This window comes from Leucobacter viscericola, assembly GCF_011299575.1.
Lineage (GTDB): Bacteria > Actinomycetota > Actinomycetes > Actinomycetales > Microbacteriaceae > Leucobacter > Leucobacter viscericola.
In genome coordinates this window covers 2,971,957-2,989,340 of sequence record NZ_CP049863.1, presented here as the reverse complement: position 1 = coordinate 2,989,340, position 17,384 = coordinate 2,971,957, and the positions used below count along the sequence as shown (strand labels likewise).

The 17,384-nt window shown below is 61.9% G+C and carries 20 protein-coding genes; 9 read left to right on the top strand and 11 right to left on the bottom strand.

The genetic code is table 11. The features are described 5' to 3' along the window. The first annotated feature begins 96 nt into the window (after positions 1 to 96). Both G7068_RS12895 and G7068_RS12890 read left to right on the top strand, forming a co-directional pair. Positions 97 to 1,884 carry a PspC domain-containing protein gene (locus tag G7068_RS12895; protein WP_166292336.1) on the top strand — a complete coding sequence of 596 codons (1,788 nt, stop codon included), beginning with the start codon at positions 97 to 99 and terminating at the stop codon, positions 1,882 to 1,884. Then, entirely contained in the window at positions 1,881 to 2,225 is a 345-nt protein-coding gene (locus G7068_RS12890) for a hypothetical protein (protein ID WP_166292335.1), read from the top strand. Before G7068_RS12895 ends, G7068_RS12890 begins: the two co-directional genes overlap by 4 nt. Here the strand turns inward: G7068_RS12890 and G7068_RS12885 are convergent. Beyond that, positions 2,222 to 3,733: a sensor histidine kinase gene (locus G7068_RS12885; RefSeq protein WP_166292334.1), complete on the bottom strand. Its 1,512-nt coding sequence runs from the start codon at positions 3,731 to 3,733 to the stop codon at positions 2,222 to 2,224. The genes G7068_RS12890 and G7068_RS12885 overlap by 4 nt on opposite strands. 195 nt (positions 3,734 to 3,928) lie before the next feature. Here G7068_RS12885 and G7068_RS12880 point away from each other — a divergent pair, with 195 nt between their 5' ends. Further along, complete coding sequence (locus tag G7068_RS12880) at positions 3,929 to 4,411, top strand: Rv3235 family protein (protein WP_166292333.1); 483 nt, start codon at positions 3,929 to 3,931, stop codon at positions 4,409 to 4,411. Here G7068_RS12880 and rlmB read toward each other — a convergent pair. Genes rlmB through phoU form a run of 3 tightly spaced genes read right to left on the bottom strand, consistent with a single transcriptional unit; the run spans position 4,406 to position 7,585 of the window. After that, entirely contained in the window at positions 4,406 to 5,404 is a 999-nt protein-coding gene (gene rlmB, locus G7068_RS12875; RefSeq protein WP_166292332.1) for a 23S rRNA (guanosine(2251)-2'-O)-methyltransferase RlmB, read from the bottom strand. The genes G7068_RS12880 and rlmB overlap by 6 nt on opposite strands. Next, positions 5,401 to 6,897 (bottom strand): cysteine--tRNA ligase, encoded by a 1,497-nt coding sequence (gene cysS / locus G7068_RS12870; protein ID WP_166292331.1) that lies wholly within the window; start codon positions 6,895 to 6,897, stop codon positions 5,401 to 5,403. The genes rlmB and cysS overlap by 4 nt, the downstream gene beginning before the upstream one ends. 46 nt (positions 6,898 to 6,943) lie before the next feature. Then, on the bottom strand, positions 6,944 to 7,585 hold the full coding sequence (gene phoU / locus G7068_RS12865) for a phosphate signaling complex protein PhoU (RefSeq protein ID WP_166292330.1): 642 nt from the start codon (positions 7,583 to 7,585) through the stop codon (positions 6,944 to 6,946). 159 nt (positions 7,586 to 7,744) lie between these two features. On the opposite strand from phoU, the gene G7068_RS12860 reads away from it, so the two are divergent. Continuing rightward, on the top strand, positions 7,745 to 8,974 hold the full coding sequence (locus G7068_RS12860) for a sensor histidine kinase (RefSeq protein WP_166292329.1): 1,230 nt from the start codon (positions 7,745 to 7,747) through the stop codon (positions 8,972 to 8,974). A gap of 14 nt (positions 8,975 to 8,988) precedes the next feature. Beyond that, on the top strand, positions 8,989 to 9,690 hold the full coding sequence (locus G7068_RS12855; RefSeq protein ID WP_166292328.1) for a response regulator transcription factor: 702 nt from the start codon (positions 8,989 to 8,991) through the stop codon (positions 9,688 to 9,690). An 84-nt stretch (positions 9,691 to 9,774) separates the two neighbouring features. Here the strand turns inward: G7068_RS12855 and G7068_RS12850 are convergent, their stop codons facing one another. Beyond that, complete coding sequence (locus G7068_RS12850) at positions 9,775 to 10,377, bottom strand: DNA modification methylase (RefSeq protein WP_166292327.1); 603 nt, start codon at positions 10,375 to 10,377, stop codon at positions 9,775 to 9,777. A gap of 163 nt (positions 10,378 to 10,540) precedes the next feature. On the opposite strand from G7068_RS12850, the gene G7068_RS12845 reads away from it, so the two are divergent. The 3 genes from G7068_RS12845 to ispF all read left to right on the top strand — a co-directional run bounded on the left by G7068_RS12845 (position 10,541) and on the right by ispF (position 12,361). Beyond that, positions 10,541 to 11,029 (top strand): CarD family transcriptional regulator, encoded by a 489-nt coding sequence (locus tag G7068_RS12845; RefSeq protein ID WP_166292326.1) that lies wholly within the window; start codon positions 10,541 to 10,543, stop codon positions 11,027 to 11,029. A 91-nt stretch (positions 11,030 to 11,120) separates the two neighbouring features. Next, a complete protein-coding gene (gene ispD, locus G7068_RS12840; RefSeq protein ID WP_166292325.1) occupies positions 11,121 to 11,897 on the top strand; it encodes a 2-C-methyl-D-erythritol 4-phosphate cytidylyltransferase in 777 nt (258 codons plus the stop codon). Further along, positions 11,894 to 12,361 carry a 2-C-methyl-D-erythritol 2,4-cyclodiphosphate synthase gene (gene ispF / locus G7068_RS12835; RefSeq protein ID WP_166292324.1) on the top strand — a complete coding sequence of 156 codons (468 nt, stop codon included), beginning with the start codon at positions 11,894 to 11,896 and terminating at the stop codon, positions 12,359 to 12,361. Before ispD ends, ispF begins: the two co-directional genes overlap by 4 nt. A gap of 17 nt (positions 12,362 to 12,378) precedes the next feature. Here the strand turns inward: ispF and G7068_RS12830 are convergent, their stop codons facing one another. Together G7068_RS12830 and purM are read right to left on the bottom strand one after the other, a co-directional pair. Beyond that, entirely contained in the window at positions 12,379 to 13,245 is an 867-nt protein-coding gene (locus G7068_RS12830) for an SAM-dependent methyltransferase (RefSeq protein WP_166292323.1), read from the bottom strand. Between the two features lie 44 nt (positions 13,246 to 13,289). Beyond that, positions 13,290 to 14,399, bottom strand: a complete 1,110-nt coding sequence (gene purM, locus G7068_RS12825) for a phosphoribosylformylglycinamidine cyclo-ligase (RefSeq protein WP_166292322.1) — start codon at positions 14,397 to 14,399, stop codon at positions 13,290 to 13,292. 144 nt (positions 14,400 to 14,543) lie between these two features. Here purM and purF point away from each other — a divergent pair, with 144 nt between their 5' ends. Continuing rightward, the gene (gene purF / locus G7068_RS12820; RefSeq protein ID WP_166292321.1) at positions 14,544 to 16,004 is read left to right on the top strand and encodes an amidophosphoribosyltransferase; all 1,461 of its coding nucleotides are present in this window, start codon (positions 14,544 to 14,546) and stop codon (positions 16,002 to 16,004) included. Between the two features lie 34 nt (positions 16,005 to 16,038). Here the strand turns inward: purF and G7068_RS12815 are convergent, their stop codons facing one another. The 4 genes from G7068_RS12815 to G7068_RS12800 are packed head-to-tail and all read right to left on the bottom strand — an operon-like array spanning position 16,039 to position 17,355. Beyond that, on the bottom strand, positions 16,039 to 16,251 hold the full coding sequence (locus tag G7068_RS12815; RefSeq protein ID WP_166292320.1) for a twin-arginine translocase TatA/TatE family subunit: 213 nt from the start codon (positions 16,249 to 16,251) through the stop codon (positions 16,039 to 16,041). Between the two features lie 33 nt (positions 16,252 to 16,284). Then, entirely contained in the window at positions 16,285 to 16,554 is a 270-nt protein-coding gene (tatA, locus tag G7068_RS12810) for a twin-arginine translocase TatA/TatE family subunit (protein WP_166292319.1), read from the bottom strand. A 33-nt stretch (positions 16,555 to 16,587) separates the two neighbouring features. Then, on the bottom strand, positions 16,588 to 16,947 hold the full coding sequence (locus tag G7068_RS12805) for an MFS transporter (RefSeq protein ID WP_166292318.1): 360 nt from the start codon (positions 16,945 to 16,947) through the stop codon (positions 16,588 to 16,590). A gap of 42 nt (positions 16,948 to 16,989) precedes the next feature. Beyond that, on the bottom strand, positions 16,990 to 17,355 hold the full coding sequence (locus tag G7068_RS12800; protein WP_166292317.1) for a sterol carrier family protein: 366 nt from the start codon (positions 17,353 to 17,355) through the stop codon (positions 16,990 to 16,992). Positions 17,356 to 17,384 lie beyond the last annotated feature (29 nt).

Sequence of the window (17,384 nt, the reverse complement as noted above, 5' to 3'; positions counted from 1 at the left end):
TACCCCCGACATTCAGGGGTGCGAGACGCAAGAGTCAGGGTCGAATCAGGGTGAACCCTGATGGTCACGGGCTTGCCGACTCGACAGACTTGAAACATGAATACAACTCCCGACCCAGCTCCCCAGTCTCCCCCTCCACCCACAGGCGGTTTCTTCGCTTGGATTCGCGGATTGGGCATTACCCGCGGCTCTGATCGCTGGTTCGCCGGTGTCGCCGGGGGCATCGCGGCAAAGGCGGGAATCGATCCGCTGATCGTTCGCGGCATCTTCGTCGTTCTCGCGCTGCTTGGCGGTCCGGGAGTTCTTCTTTACCTCGCCGGCTGGCTGCTATTGCCAGATTTCACCGGTCGGATCCGTCTGGAGGATCTGTTCCGGGGGCGAGCAGAGGGGTGGACGATCGTCGCAGTAGTTGCGGTGGCCCTGATGGCCATTCCAGCACTGCTCAATCTGTTCACCCCTAGCGCCTTCGGTTGGGCCATCGCTCCCTGGGGTGTGTTCGGACTTCCGGGTTGGCTATCTGGCACGATCACCTGGATTGTCTGGATCGCCATCATCGTGTTTGCGTCCATCTGGATTTCACGAACGATGCGAGCCCGAGGCGCAGAACATCTCGCTCGTGAACAGGCAGCAAAGCAGCAAGCGGGGTACTCACACTCCGGTAACGCTGAAAACGCAGCTGAAGCGCCCGGTGCCTCCGCAGCACCAGCGGGATCAGGATCAGTTCCTTCTGACGCCCCTCCCACCACGGAGCAACCGGACACCGCTGAAGCAACCGCTAACAGCGCACAGCAGCAGTGGACAGCAGACTCAGCTGGACGCGGCTCCGCGTGGACGGCAGGATCATCCGCACCGTTCGGTGAGCAAGCGCGCAACTGGGGCGACGACTTCGGCAAAAAGGCCGACGCCTGGGGCCAAGACTTCGGCAAAAAAGCCGACGCCTGGGGGCAGGATCTGGGCAAGCGCGCGGACGACTGGAGTGCGCGCTACGCGGAACAGCACGAGGCCCGAAAACTCGGAGCAGCGCACATCACGATCACCCTCGCGCTCGCGTTGCTCGCCGGAGGCATCACCGCACTCTGGGCGAACAGCATTGGTGGCGTAATGGCGATCCCCGGCAGCACAGCTGTCGCGGCGCTAGTCGCTGCTCTCGCAGTGCTCGCGGTTTCACTGATCATTGCGGGAATTCGAGGCCGCAATACCGGGTGGATCGGGTTTCTGTCCGCCTGTGGCGTTGTGACGTTGATCTTCACGTCGATCCTCCCGTGGGGCACCCAGTTCCAGCCGTTCGGCACGATGGACCTCGACGGTACGGCCTCTCCAGGAGCCGTTCTGATCGCGGGCAGCACACGACTAGACCTGAGCCACCTCGATGACGCCAAAGATACTCGGTCCGCGTCAGACAAAAAGGACGAGTTTGTGATCTGGCAGCTCGCCGGAAACTCGACGGTCACACTTCCGCAGGACCGCCCCACGTCCGTGGATGTCAGGGTGCTCGCGGGGAACATCACGGAGCAGCAGGGCGACACGAAACTCAATGCCGCCGGCCCCTTTCTCGGCAAAACCATCACGGCAAACTTCAACTCGAACGGGGGCAGTTCCGCCCCAGTTATGAAGGTCACCGTGTACCTGCTCGCCGGTAACGTGAAGGTTGTGGATCCGAGCGGGACCACCGTCTCCAAGATCGAACCAACGGTGCCTCGAGCCACAGAAAAACCAAGCCAGCGCACCTCTGAAAAAATTGAGCAGCTTGAAGACAAGCTCGCTACCGTCGAGTGGCAGCTTGATGAGCCTGGGCTCAGCAGCACAAACCGCAACAGGCTCGAGGCAGAGCGTACTCAGCTCAAACAAGACATCAAAGACCTAGAGCTGGAGGCAGCACAGTGAACACCGAGCCACAACCGGCGAACCAGGTTCCGGATCAAGAACCCACGCCTACGGCACCCACCGAACCGCTGGGGCAGAACCAGACCTACCCCTCGCCCACGGCACCCAATCCGCCCATTTCTGAGCCCCACAAGAAGACAGCTGTGCAACAGCCGAGGCCCCGAACAGGTCCCATTGTCTGGGGCGCGTTGATCCTCGCCTTCTGCGGATACGTGGCGCAGCGCACGCTCTACCCGGGGCTACCCGATGCAACAACGTGGATCACCGCAACCGTCATCGGGCTCGGCCTGCTGCTGCTCGGGGTTGGCACCGCGGTGCTACTCCGAAACCGCCGTCGCTAGACCTTTACGCGCGGCATCTCGCGGGTCTGGGTGGAGATCCAGTGCAGCGGCACTTGGATCGCCACCCGGGTCCCACCGCCCGCGTCGGGCCCCCAGGTGATCGAGCCGCCGAGCTCCCCCTCGATGAGGGTGCGCACGATCTGAGTGCCCAGTCCGTCACCAACGGTGCCGCCGGGAAGCCCCGTGCCGTTGTCAATAACTTCAACAGCGAGACGCTCGTCACTGCGGTTTGCGTTAATGATCACTTCACCCTCGCGCCCCGCAAGGCCGTGCTCCACAGCGTTGGTTACGATCTCAGTGAGCGCAAGCGCAAGCGGTGTCGCGTACTCAGAGGGCAGCTCACCGAACTTGCCCTCCTTGCGCGGGTGAACCGTGGTGCCGTGCAAGCTTGCAACCTCGGCCGCGAGGCCCAGCACTCGGTCAAACACAACGTCAAAGTCGACGATCTGTGAGAGTCCGGTCGAAAGGGTGTCGTGCACGACCGCGATCGCAGCGACACGGCGCATCGCCTGCCCAAGCACCTGTTTGGCTTCCTCGCTGCGCGCGCGGCGAGCCTGTACGCGCAAGAGCGACGCAACGGTCTGCAGATTGTTCTTGACGCGGTGGTGAATCTCGCGAATAGTGGCGTCTTTAGTGACGAGCTCTTGGGCCTGCTGCCTCAGCTCCGTGATATCGCGCGTGAGCACAACACCACCGACCCGTTGGCCATCGCGAGTTACGGGGATCGACCGCAGGGTGATGATTCGACCACCCGCCTCAATCTCCACGCGCTTTGCAATTTTCGCCTGTGCGATCAGCGGCAGGGATTCGTTTGTGTCGAACTGCCCCTTCACCACATTTGCAATGACCTCCGAGAAGTCCTCGCCCTCGATTTCGTCGCGGAACCCAATTGTGTAAAACGTGGTCTGGGTGTTCGGGCTGGCGAAGGTTGCGATCCCATCCAGGTTGATCCGCACAAGTCCGTCGGAGGCACGCGGGGATCCCTGCTCGCCACCCCGGGTATTTCCGGGGACCGGGAACTCGCCGTGCTGAACCATGCCAAACAGGTCTTCAGACACCTCACGAAACGCCGCGGCAATTCGAGAGGCCTTTTGGGTGTCGGCAACGCTGGTGTGCACCGTGATCACGGCGAAGGGGCCCAGCGTTTGCCCTGAACTATCTCGCCGGTTCACCGAGTACGCGGCAAGCCGCATGGGGTTTTCCTCATACCAAGCAGGAGAGGTCGAGACGGCTGGCTGTTCGGTTTCCATCGCCTCATCGACGAGCGAACGCCAGTCAGCGCGGAGAAAATCACCAATAACGTCGCGATAAAACAGCGTCACGGACCCTGCCGGGCGGCTGTGAGCGACCGCAAGGTACCCATCGTCTGAGGTGGGCACCCAGAGCACCACATCGCTGAGCGCAAGGTCTGCAAGCAATTGCCAATCGAGGTTGAGCAGCTCAAGCCACTCGATCTCCTCTTCACTGAGAGACGAGTACTTTTCCGCAAGATTCCTCAAAGTTGCCACGAGTTAAGCCTAGGGCACTCGCGAGGGCGATGAGCCTCCAATTTGCACTCTTCAGACACGGCATAAATGACCTATGCACAGGCGATCTTGACGACCATCAGGGCAAACGTTTTATGGTTAATCTTCACAGGTTATTCACAAAAAGAACAAACCATCAATCACTTGGGGTCACAGAAAAGCAAGAAAGGTTCTGTTATGTCAGTGCACGTTACGAGGGGATCACTCGCGCTCAAACCTATCCCCGAGCTCAGAACAGAAGCGCGCAGTTCCGGGCGCCACCTACACGCTCTACCCAGCTTGAAGAGCGCCAGAGATCATGAGCCGTCGGTTTCTGGTGACATCCCGCCACCCGACTCCCGCATGGTCCAAAAGCTCGCCATCTACGGGTACGAGGCGCTCGACGGTTCTCGCACAATTGCTCAACTGGGAGCCTGGATCACCCGGGGCGTCGTTGAACAACTCACCTCACGCCGTGCGGCCTGGACCGAGCGGCGTTCGCTGTACCGCGACGATCGCCGGCTGGTTCCGATCCCGGGCAAAGTCCACCTGAGTCAGCTATCGAACCGCGTTGCTGAGGCAACGGTGGTCGTGCAGACGGAGGCTCGATCAACCGCGGTTGCGATTCGGCTAGAGTTCCTGCATCAGCGCTGGCGAGCCACCGACCTCACAGTGCTATGAAGCGCTCTCGTCCCGCAGTTTTGCGATCTCATACAGGGCGACACTCGCAGCGATTCCAGCGTTCAGCGACTCTGTTGCAGCAGAGATCGGGATCGACACCACCGCGTCACAGGTATCAGTAACAAGACGGGAGAGGCCCTTGCCCTCGCTACCAATCACGAGCACCAGTGGACGATCAGCAAGCTCGAGACCGGGCAGCGACACGTCGCCGTCACCGTCAAGCCCAACGATAAACACTCCGCGCTTCTTTAGCTCCTTGAGCGTCTGCGTCAGGTTCGAGGCCATGGCGACCGGAATTCTCGCGGCTGCGCCAGCAGAGGTCTTCCATGCAGCGGAGTTCAGTCCCGCCGAACGACGCTGCGGCACAATGACGCCCTGGCCACCGAACGCGGCAACCGATCGAATGATGGCGCCGAGGTTGCGGGGATCCGTCACACCGTCGAGCGCAACAAGCAACGGATTGCCGTCGCGGTCGAGCACCCCATCAAGCACGTCCATCGGGTGGGCGTACTCCATGGGCGGCACCTTCAGCACTACACCCTGGTGCACACTGTCACGATCCAGCATCCGGTCCATTTCGGGACGCATGATCTCGAGCACGGGAATATTCCGCTGCGTTGCAAGGCGAAGGATCTCGCGCATGCGATCATCCATCTCGACGCGTGCAGCGATGTAGAGCGTGGTTGCAGGAATCTTGGCGCGCAACGCTTCAACAACCGAGTTGCGCCCGGTTACCAACTCTGAATCATCGTTCTTTTTGCTGCCGCCGCGCTGACCACCGCGATCGGGACCGCCAGCCATATGGCGTTTCTTGGCGGCCTCATAACGCTCCTTCGCCGCCTTCGCTTTACCAGCGGGGTGGTAGGGGCGATCCTCAGCCTTCGGGGTCGCTTTGCGACCCTCAAGAGCCTGGCGGCCCTGCCCTCCAGAACCTACGCCCTTGCCGAGTCCTTTTTTGCGCACGGCTCCCGTGCGATTGCTTTTATTGCTCATGTCAGGCTCCAGCGTGTTCCGGTTGGGTTATCTTCAAGTGTGATTCCAGCCTCAAGCAGGCGATCTCGGATCGCGTCGCTCGTGGCGAAGTCTTTGTCTACGCGGGCCTGGGCACGCTGCTCAATAAGCGCACCCACGAGGGCGTCGAGCGCCGCAGTTTCTCCCCCGGCGCTTGCTTCGAATGTTGAGGATCCGCCCCACTCTTCCGAGCGAGGGTCAATTCCCAGCACATCAAGCATCGCAACTACCTCGCCCGCGCGAGCGAGTACGGCGTCGGCGTCACCCGCATCAATCGCCGTGTTGCCTGCCCGCACAGCACCGTGAAGCACCGCGAGCGCCTGCGGAACGCCGAAGTCGTCAAGCATAGCCGCGACGAAGGCATCTGGCAAAGCCTCACTCGAGGTCGAGCCGTTGTGCGCCCCCAAGTAGAGCGCCGCGTGGGCCTCACCCGCGACGGGGTTGGCCTGGGTTTCAACCACAAATCGCCAGGCGCGATCGAGAAAACTCTCGACGCGACTGAACGCGGTTTCGGCCTCTTCGAGCGCCTCCGCCGAGTAGTCGAGCACGGAGCGGTAGTGTGCCGAACCCAGGTAGTAACGCAGCACAATGGGCCGCGCGGCCTGCAAGAGCTCCGATGCAAACAGCGAGTTGCCGAGCGACTTCGACATCTTCTGGCCGCCGGTGTTGACGAGGCCATTGTGAATCCAGTGCCGCGCGAACCCGTAGCCCGCAGCGGTGGACTGTGCCATCTCATTCTCGTGGTGCGGAAAACGCAGGTCGAGTCCCCCGCCGTGAATATCAAACTCTCCGCCGAGGTAGCGCGATGCCATGGCGGAGCACTCGATGTGCCACCCCGGGCGACCGAGGCCCCAGGGTGAAGGCCAAGCTGCGGTATCCGGCTCAGACTCGCGATGCGCCTTCCAGAGCGCAAAATCACGGGGGTCACGTTTGCCAACGGGTTCAGAGTCAGCGGCGTCTTCCATCTGGTCGCGCTTCTGCCTCGTCAGGGCCCCGTACTCCGGCCAGCTCGCGGTGTCGAAATAGACACTCGCCGAACCGTCAGCTGCCGGATACGCGTGACCGCGCTCGATGAGACGCTCGATCAGCGCAATCATCTCGCGAATATTCGCGGTTGCGCGAGGCTCGTAGGTCGGCGCAAGCACACCAATCGCCTCGTAGGCAGCCGTGAACTCACGCTCGATTCGATACGCGAGAGCCCACCACTCCTCAAACCCGCCAGCCGCCTGACCCTGCTGAGATTTCTCGAGGATCTTGTCATCGATGTCGGTGACGTTGCGGATCAGGGTGACCCGGTGCCCGGTCGCAGCAAACCATCGCCGCATCTGGTCGTAGACGAGCGCACTGCGCAAGTGCCCGATATGCGATTCTGACTGCACCGTCGGCCCACACACGTACATGCCAATCTCGCCGGCCACCCGCGGGGTGAATTCGACGATCTCCTGTGCGCGCGAGTCGTAGATGCGTTGTTTCACGCTCACAGCCTATCGCGGGCCTCGGCATGATGACGTGTGTGGATGTTTACTCCAGCGTTCCGCTCAAGAAGAACTGCATCTGCTTTGCAACACTCACCGCGTGATCCCCGAACCGCTCGTGGTACCGGCTCGCAAGCGTCGCGTCGACGACACCCGTAGGATCGTTCGCGAGCTTGTCACTCAGCACCTTTTCGAACACCTTTGCGTGCAGCTCGTCGAGGTCGTCATCGAGATCACGTACTTCATCGATGACGGCGGCTTCCTGCGTTCGAAGCAGCTCAACAATCTTGCCAGCCATCTCAACGTCGAGGGCTCCCATACGCGCAAACGTCTTTTTCAGCCCCTTCGGGATCGCGCTCTCGGGGTACCGGTAGCGCGCCAGCTGCGCAATGTGCTGCGCAAGGTCTGCCATCCGCTCGAGCGAGGCGCTCATGCGCAGCGCGCCCACAACAAGGCGCAAATCTGAGGCGACCGGCTGCTGCCTGGCGAGAATATCGATCGCGAGCTGGTCAAGCGTTGCCGCCATCTCTTCGATCTCGTCCGCGTTATCAATGACCCCCTCAGCGAGCGCCACGTCCGACTCGCCAAACGCCGTTGTGGCTGCGGTAATCGACGACTCAACAAGGCTGGCAATTTCTACCAGGCGATCCTGTACCTCACGAAGTGACTGCTGAAAGACCTCACGCATGCGGTCTCCTCTCTCGTTTCTGCTGCGCCAGCGGCGCCTAAACTGCGCCAGTGCGCACTGGTTCAAGTGTGGGCCGTTCTCGTGAACCGCGCCACACCACTAGGTGAACAAATGTTGAACTCTACTCTTCCACTCGAATAAGCACCCTACGATAAAGGCATGGATCCGACCGCGCTCGTGCTCGCCTCTGTTGCGCTCGGCATTGCCATTGGAGCGGGAACCGCCACAGCCATAGTCAGCGCCAGGGCAGCTGGTCGACGTCGCTCCGCTGAGATGCGGCCGGAGCTGCCGGAGATCGCGACCTCAATTCTCGACGAGGTCGAAACGTTTGCGGTGATCCTCGATTCCTCTCTCACCGCTGTGTACGCCAACCCCACGGCTCGCCAAGAGCAGCACATCAGCGGTGAAGAACTGCGCGACTCCGCGTTTTTGCAGCGGGTGAGAAACGTCATGACCACGGGCATGCCCGACACACACGAGCCGGATCCGAGCGATCCCGGCGATACCGTACGCATTCATATCGTGCGCCTGCAGCGCCGCTTTGTGGTCGTTCTCGCCGAAGATATAGGCGAAGAACAACGGGTAAACGCCATGCGGCGAGACTTCATCGCAAACGTGAGCCACGAGCTAAAGACCCCCATCGCAGCGATCGGGCTCCTCGCGGAGGCCGTGCAACAGGCGGCGAGCGAGCCCGAGATTGTGCGGGGTTTCGCAAAAAGTCTTGTCAAAGAGTCACGCCGTTTGGGCGAGCTCTCTCGCGACGTGATTCAGCTTTCTGAGGCGCAATCAATACTGCGACCCGAGGATCGCGAACGAGTGCACCTCCGCGACCTTGTGCGCAGCGAGGTCGAATCACACCGCGAGTTTGCGACGCAGAACAGCGTCGAGCTTGTTGTGACCGACGACGCTGATCTGACGCGCGAGGCAGTGATCCTCGGCCGCCCAACCTCACTTGGCTCGGCCGTTGCAAACCTGCTCAGCAACGCGATCCGACACTCGCCAGAGGGCGGCAGGGTCGGGATCGGCATGTCGTTCGATAAAGACAACTTTCTGGTGACCGTGACCGATCAGGGTGCGGGCATGCCTGCGGAGCACCTCACTCGCATCTTCGAGCGTTTCTATCGCATCGACGGCGCTCGCACGCGCGGCGAGGGCGGCACCGGATTGGGTCTCAGTATCGCGCGGCACACTATGCGTGCACACGGCGGCGACATTGACGTGTGGTCGCAGCCCGATGTTGGCTCGAGCTTCACGCTCCATTTTCCCGTCATTGATTCGAACTCCGGCATCTCTCCAAAATCTGCGAAGCGCGTTAAGAAGGCGCGTCGTATCGTGAAGAGTTCCGCCGCCAAAATCTCCGAACGCCCCAATCCCTCGTCAGATCAGTAGAAGGAATCTTGCCCATGCCACAGCACATTCTGCTCGTTGAGGATGAGGAATCGATCTCGCAGCCGCTCGCGTTTCTTCTTGAGCGCGAGGGATACCGAGTGACCGTTGTTGACGACGGCGCAGAAGCAGTTCGATCCTTTGCGGCCAACCCGGTCGACCTCGTGCTGCTTGACCTGATGCTGCCGAGCTTGCCCGGGACCGAGGTCTGCCGCGCAATCCGACTCACCTCCCAGGTACCGATCATCATGCTCACCGCAAAAGACAGCGAGATAGACATCGTTGTCGGGCTTGAACTTGGGGCCGATGATTACATCACAAAGCCGTACTCGACACGAGAACTGCTCGCTCGCATTCGGGCTTCCCTGCGGCGCCCCGCGTCCGCCCCCGTTGACGATTCGGCCGCGCCATCCGTCGACTCACAGGTGCTCGACGAGCTCGGTGTGCGCCTCGACACGGAGCGTCACGCGGTGACCGTGCGGGGAGAAGAGGTCGCGATGCCACTGCGCGAGTTTGAACTGCTTGAGATGCTCATGCGGCACTCCGGGCGAGTGCTGACCCGCGGCCAGCTCATTGACCGAGTATGGGGCAGCAACTACTACGGTGACACCAAAACCCTTGATGTACACGTCAAGCGCATCCGGGCTCGCATTGAAGAGGAACCGTCAAAGCCAACACTCATCTCGACGGTACGAGGCGTGGGGTACCGCTTCGGGTGACGTTTGCAGGATCGCCACGGATCCGCCCGACAACACAAAACGCCCACCGGAACATGTCCGATGGGCGTTTTGAACACTGTGTGACTACTCGTTGGAGTCGCTCTCAGTGCTGTTGTCATCGTTAATCTTGGTGTCGCTTGCCTTGGCGTCTTCGGCAGCCTGCTTCTTAGCCGCTTCCGAAGCGTCGTCCTTCTTCTTGCCGAAGTCAGCGGGCAGCACGTAAGCCGCGTACTCCTTGTGCTCACCGTTCAGCACGGGGATGAACTGCTGCTTTTCTGAAGACTTTGGAGTCTGGAAATATGCGTCGACTGTCTGACCAGCCTCAAGGCCCGGAATCGAGACGAGTACGGGAACCTCGGCGCCATCGGGGTTGCCGAAGCGGGTGTTGCCGGTGGGGATCGTGAACTCAGCGCGAGCCGTCTCCGAGCCCTTGCCGGTGAAGGTGATCGTGAGATCGTGTTCCTGGTCGGTCAGGTTCACCGAGCTGAAGACAACGTTGAAGTTCTCGCCAGTCTCGTCAGCGATCAACATCAGGTTACGCACGTTCACGCCATCGACAGTGACGTCGACGCCATCGCTGGGTGCGTAAGGGATGAGCGTTGCCTGTGGCGCAATCAGGGTGCAGCCGGATGCACCGAGTGCAATAGCCGCCGCGAGTGCGATAGACGAGGCGATCCGAATCTTCAAGGTGATCCTCCGAGCCGTAAATACGTAAGATGGGCCGCGGGAAGCGACCACAGTCTGATATTCATCTTATCTGTGAGCACACAACCAGCGCAGCTTAGGTAATCCTAACCCAATACCGGAGAGCTGTGGTATTCTAGTGGCTGGACTGTAAAGGAGCCACTCGATGCAATTTGAGGTCGGAGAGACCGTTGTCTACCCCCACCATGGCGCAGCCAAGATCATCGAGGTGAAGAAACGCAAACTTGGCGGCGAAGAGAAACTTTTCTTGAAGCTGCAGGTGAATCAAGGCGATCTCACCATCGAGGTACCCGCGGAGAACTGCGACCTAGTTGGTGTGCGTGACGTCATTGATCAGGAAGGCCTCGAGCGTGTGTTCGAGGTGCTACGTGCGCCCTTCACCGAAGAGCCGACCAACTGGTCGCGCCGCTACAAGGCGAATCTTGAGAAGCTGGCTTCCGGAGACGTGATTAAGGTTTCCGAGGTCGTACGCGATCTGTGGCGTCGAGATCAAGAGGTGCGTTCACTTTCCGCTGGAGAGAAGCGCATGCTCGCGAAGGCCCGCCAGATTCTTGTCTCCGAGCTCGCGCTCGCTGAGAAGACGGATGAAGACAAGGCCAACGCGGTTCTCGACGAGGTGCTTGCCACCCCGTAGTGGGAGACTAACGTGAAACGCCCTGCACATTTGTGCGGGGCGTTTCTTTTTGCTGCGGCGACTTCGACCGAACCCCGAGTACCCTAGGCACATGACTGGTTCTGCACTGAGCACCGAACAGAGCGGCGGCGCAACACCGCACACACTCCCCACGCTCGGGGTTGTGCTTGTTGCGGCTGGCCGGGGTGAACGCCTCGGGGCCGCGGCCCCCAAGGCGTTCGTCGAGCTGCGCGGCCGCACCCTGATCGAGTTCGGGATCGCGGTCGCCACGTCGCTCCCCCATCCGGGGCACCTCGTTGTCGTTGTCCCCGAGGATCGCGCCGCGCAGACTCTCGACCTCATCGACAGCGTCGTGCAGCCCGACGCCTCCTGGTCAGTCACGGTCGTGCCCGGCGGCAGAGAACGTCACGAGTCGGTCAGATTTGGCATCGACGCTCTGCCAGAATCGGTCGACACGGTCCTGGTCCACGACGCAGCACGCCCGTTTGCCAGCGCCGAACTCTTCGAAAGAGTCATTAGCGAGGTGCATCGGACTGGCGATTCAGTCGTGCCCGCGCTTCCCATCGCTAACACGCTCAAGCGCGTCGACGCGGAGGGCATCGTGCACGAAACGATCGACCGCGCCCCCCTGGTGGCCGTGCAGACACCCCAGGGGTTCCCTCGGGAAACGCTTGCCGCGGCTCACGCCACAGCGCAGTTGCACACGGATCCTCCAACCGACGATGCCGAGGTCGTGCAGCGCGCGGGTGGTCGTGTGCGCACGGTCGTCGGCGAGATGCGCGCGCATAAGCTCACAACTCCCGACGATCTGCGGATCCTCGAGTTCTTTCTCGCCGCGAACGTGGTCGGTCTCACGGAGGAAGCATGATCCGCGTCGGCACGGGGTTTGACGTGCACGCCTACGACCCGGCAGCGCCGCTGAGGCTGGCGGGCCTCGACTGGCCTGGCGAACCAGGTCTGGCGGGGCACAGCGACGGCGACGCCGTGTGCCACGCCATCGTCGACGCGCTACTCTCCGCGGCAGGCCTCGGCGACATAGGTGGCCTCGTTGGGGTCGATGATCCCGACACAAAAGATGCCGCAAGTACCGGCTTCATCACGGCCGCGCTCAAGCGCCTCGCCGAGCACGGCTGGCAACCCAGCAACGTGTCGGTGCAGATCATCGGTGAGCGACCCAAATTCGCCCCCCGCCGCAACGAGGCGCAACGGGTCATGTCAGAACTCGTCGGGGCTCCGGTCAGTCTCGGCGCCACCACCACTGATCACCTCGGCTTCACCGGACGCGGCGAAGGCGTCGCGGTCATCGCTACGGCGTTAATTACACAGGGTTAGGCCCTGGCTCCTGCCCGTCACGTGGCCGCAAAGTGCGCGACCACAAAACCCCCGCGCCCCGCTGATCCTGTTGGCTCGGTTGCGTGGGGATCGAGCGAGAGAATCCGACTGTAGCGCCGTTGCAGCTCATCAACTCCCGTGTTCCCAGCGATCCATCCCGCTACACGGAGCAGCTCCGCAGGATCTGGCGGGTTCGTGCGGGCGAGAATCTCTGCGATCGACATGCCCGTCTGCGCGGCGAACGCTTCCAGTTTGTCGTCGAGGTCTGGCCCCTGGGTCAGCGGCACGGCGCGCTCAATCACCACCGTTGACTCCACGGCAGACAGGTCCACAACGCCGCGCAACACAGCCGATTGGGCCGCCGCGTCGAGGTAAGGAAACAGCCCCTCAATCACCCACACGGTGCTGATCTCAGGATCAAACCCGGCACCGAGCAGCTCACCCGTCCAGTCGCTATGTCGCAAGTCCACGCCCAGAGCACACCGCTTTGCCCTCGGCCCGACCCCAGCGAGCTCCCGCTCCTTATAGGCGAGTGTTGCCGGCGTATCCAGCTCGAAAACTGTCGCGCTCACCGGCCACTCCAGCCGATAAGCCCTCGTGTCGAGGCCGGCTCCGAGGATCACGCACTGTGATGCTGCGCTGCTCGCGATAACATCATCGATGAATCGCGTGCGCAGCCCGATATACACGGCTGCGAGCAGCGCGGGCTGGTCAAGCGGCGAGGCATCTTCTGGGCGGGCAGGCCAGCTGCTCGGAAAGCGGCCTGCGCCCGGCTCAGCCAGTTTTGCGGCGAACGGATCTCGAATGAGCCCGTCGCTTCGACTCGTCTCCACTGCGCGACAGACGGCAACAGCAAGCGCGGTGCTGTCCACTTCCGTAGTCATGGGTTCATCTCACCCTTTCTTGCCCCGTTGGCGCGTGCGAGTCGCTACTCGGCGAAGGCCCCGACAAGGCGCACCGCGCCACCGTCGACGCCCTTTGCCCCCTGCTCGAAACCCGCGAAGTCGCGCGGCGTGGTCGAGACCGTACCGGCTACCCAGGTGTCGAGACCCTCGGCGGTCAGCGCTGCGGCGACGTGGGCTGAGCGATCAGCGGCGACCACTGCGAACATGCCAACACCAAGGTTCCATGCCCCCTCAAGCGACTCGAGTGAGTGCCCACCGAGATCCGCGAGGTGCCTGAATACAGGGAGAGGAGACCACGTGCCGCGATCCAGCTCGACCCACGAACCGACAGGAAGCACACGAGCGAGGTTCGCCGCGATGCCGCCGCCGGTCACGTGGCTCAGTGAGTGGATCGCACCATCGAGTGCGGGGTCCTCAAGCACTCGCAACAGCGGCGACGTGTAGAGAGCCGTCGGTGTCAGCAACGCCTCACCGTAGCTCGCGCCGAGTTCGGCGCTGTGCCGCTCGTAGCCGATGCCCCGCTCCGAAAGAATGTGTCGCACGAGCGAGAACCCGTTCGAGTGCAGCCCCGAAGCGCCCATTGCGAGTACCACATCGCCGTCCTGCACGCGTGAGGGCATGAGCATCCGGTCGGCCTCGACCACACCGGTCGCGGCACCCGCGACATCGTAATCATCGGGACCGAGCAGCCCGGGGTGTTCGGCCGTCTCGCCACCGACCAGCGCAGTACCGGTAGCCTCGCAGGCCTCGGCGATCCCTCGCACAATGTCAGCGATGCGCTGCGGCACAACCTTGCCGCACGCGATGTAGTCGGTCATGAAGAGCGGCTTCGCACCAACAACAACGATGTCGTCAACGACCATCGCCACTAGGTCTTGCCCGATGGTGTCGTGTTTGTCGATTGCCTGCGCGATCGCTACCTTGGTGCCGACGCCGTCGGTCGATGACGCGAGCAGCGGCTTCTTGTAGCCGAGCAGGGCGGAGGCATCGAACATGCCGGCGAATCCGCCCACACCACCGATCACCTCGGGGCCGTGGGTACGAGACACCGCAGACTTCATTAGCTCGACGGCGAGGTCGCCCGCCGCGGTATCGACTCCGGATTGGGCATAGATCGACGCGTTCTCAGTCACTCCACCAGCGTACCCTGCCGCCGGATGCCGATTCGAACTGTAATAAATGTAATTTCGAGTCAACACACTCAGCCCGAGTGTGGGAAACTATTGTGGTGCGTCGGCGCGGCGCCTACCCATCTCCCAGGGAGCTATTCACAAAGCATGTGCGGCATTGTTGGTATTGTCTCGTCCGAGCCCGTCAACCAGCAGGTCTATGACGCCCTGCTCCTACTGCAGCACCGAGGTCAAGACTCGACCGGCATCGCTACGCTCGACGGCGACTTCTTCCAGATCGTGAAGGCCAAGGGCCAGGTTCGCGAGGCGTACCGCACCCGCGACATGCGCCGGCTGACCGGAAACGTCGGCCTCGGCCACGTTCGTTATGCGACTCGCGGATCGGCCGAGCGCGAAGAAGAGGCCCAGCCGTTTTACGTTGGCGCACCGTACGGCATCATCCTCGTACACAACGGCAATCTGACCAATACCCGCGAGCTGACGGCAGACCTCTACAACGTGGATCGCCGCCACCTCAACACCCACTCCGACACCGAGCTGCTGCTCAACGTTCTTGCGAACGAGTTGCAGGCTGGGATCGCGGGCCTCTCGCTCGACGCCGACCAGGTCTTCGGTGCGGTGTCGCGTCTGCACGACCGGGTCGAGGGATCCTACGCCGCGATCGCCATGATCTCCGGTTACGGCCTTCTCGCGTTCCGCGATCCATTCGGGATCCGCCCGCTCGTTCTCGGTCGCCGCACCGACGCAAACGGTGTCGAAGACTGGGTCGTGGCCTCCGAATCACTCGTACTGGAATCTGGTGGGTACGAGATCGTGCGCGATGTCGAGCCAGGCGAAGCGATCCTCATCTCCCCCGACGGCACGATGCAGTCGCGGCAGTGCGCCAAGAATCCGCGCCTGCTGCCCTGCGCCTTCGAGTACATCTACCTCGCGCGCCCCGACTCCGTACTCAGCGGCATCTCGGTCTACGACGCCCGTTTGCGCCTCGGCGATGTGCTCGCGGAGCAGATCCAGAGCGAACTCCCGGACCTCGACATCGATGTGGTCATGCCGATCCCCGACTCAGCGAGGCCAAGCGCAATGCAGGTTGCGCAGAAACTCGGGATCCCCTACCGCGAGGGATTCTTCAAGAACCGCTACGTCGGCCGCACCTTCATCATGCCCGGCCAGGCAGTGCGCAAGAAGAGCGTGCGCCAGAAGCTCAACGCGATGAGCGTCGAGTTCAAGGGCAAAAACGTGCTGATCGTGGACGACTCGATCGTGCGCGGCACCACCTCACGCGAGATCGTCGAGATGGCCCGTGCCGCCGGCGCCAAGTCCGTGGTCTTCGCTTCGGCTGCGCCTCCGGTCACGCACCCACACGTCTACGGCATCAACATGCCGTCGCGCAACGAGCTCATCGCGCACAACCGCACCCCGGCAGAGATTGCAGCCGAACTCGGTGCGGATCATCTCATCTACCAGACCGTCGAGGGCATGAATCGCGCGATTCTCGACGGTCAGTCCGAGGTCACCGAACTCGAAGAGAGCTGCTTCACCGGCGTCTATGCCGCGGGCAATGTCGACTCCGAGTACCTCGCCTGGGTCGAGGCGACGCAAGAAAGCTAAGCCGCGGCAAGGCTAGACGCCGCGGCTCAAGCTGCTATTTTTCGCTGCCGGGCTTTTCGGCGTCGGGCTTTTCCGCGCTTGGCTCTTCGCCAGCTTTGGCTGCGTCGTCGGGGCGAACTTCCTTCTTCAGGATTCGCATTGACTGCCCCAGGCTCTTAGCCAGGCCCGGCAATTTGGGTGCACCAAACAACAGAAGCACGATGAACAGGATGACAAACATCGTCGGCCCTGACAGGTTTCCAAACATTACGGGATCGCTCCGATCATAGAGGTCTGCCCATTATCGCACGTCAGCGTTTGGATCCTTGGTTGTGGCCTGCTCCGGAGCCGGTGCAGGAACGGGTGATTCTGCGGCAACCGCGGGTGCAACATCTGCCGCAGCAGCTGAACCCTCGGTCTTTTCAGTGTTATCCGACGAGACTTCCTTCTTCAGGATTCGCATCGACTGACCAAGGCTCTTAGCCAGGCCCGGCAGCTTGGGTGCACCAAACAACAGCAGGACGATAAACACGATGACAAGAAGGTGCCAGCCCCCGAGGTTTTGCAGCATGATCTAGACTCCGTTCGATCGGATATGGTGCGATTATCGCACGTCAGACTGGATAGCGACCCCGGTTCCGCGTCGCCGTTTTGCCGCGGCGTTCAGAATCAGCACGAGCAGTGCACCGATACCCAGTCCGATCGCCGCACCGATCAGAGCCGAAAAGCCCATGACCTGCCCCATTGTGTAGTCGGACTTCTCATCAATCGGGAAGAACAAGGCCGCAAGCGCAGCAATGATCGCGCCAGCAATTGCAGCGCCGACGATAACCCGACCGACACGCACAGAACGCTGCAGGGTCACCTCGACCTCGGATGCTTCTACAACGGGCTCCGGCGCAGCCTCTTCACCGTCGAAATCAGCAGATTCGACCGGTTCAGCCGCGGGATCAGACATACTCATACCTCTATTCTCGCAGCTTGCGGCTGGGCAAATGGACAGGCCCTAGACGCGCGGGCGCACAAACGGCAAAAGCCCGTCAAGGTTTGCGCGCGATCCTGAAGCAATCACCCGTGCGGCACCCAGCGCATCACTCCATTCCAGGGTTCCCGTCGCAAGCGCGATCCAGGTTTCGGGGTCCATCTCAATTACGTTGGGAGGGGTGCCGCGCGTGTGCCGCGGCCCGGGAACGCACTGCGTCGCGCCGAAGGGTGGCACCCTCACCTCGACCGAATTACCCGGGGCAAGTTCTGCAAGATCCTCAAGCAAAAAGCGCACCGCGGTCGCCAAGTTACTGCGACCGCCCTCGCCCGCCACAACCGCGGTAAGCGCCGCCTGGCCGTCCTCGATCGAGATCTTACGTTTTGCCACTCGTGCAGCCCCTGTCAATCGTGGCGCTG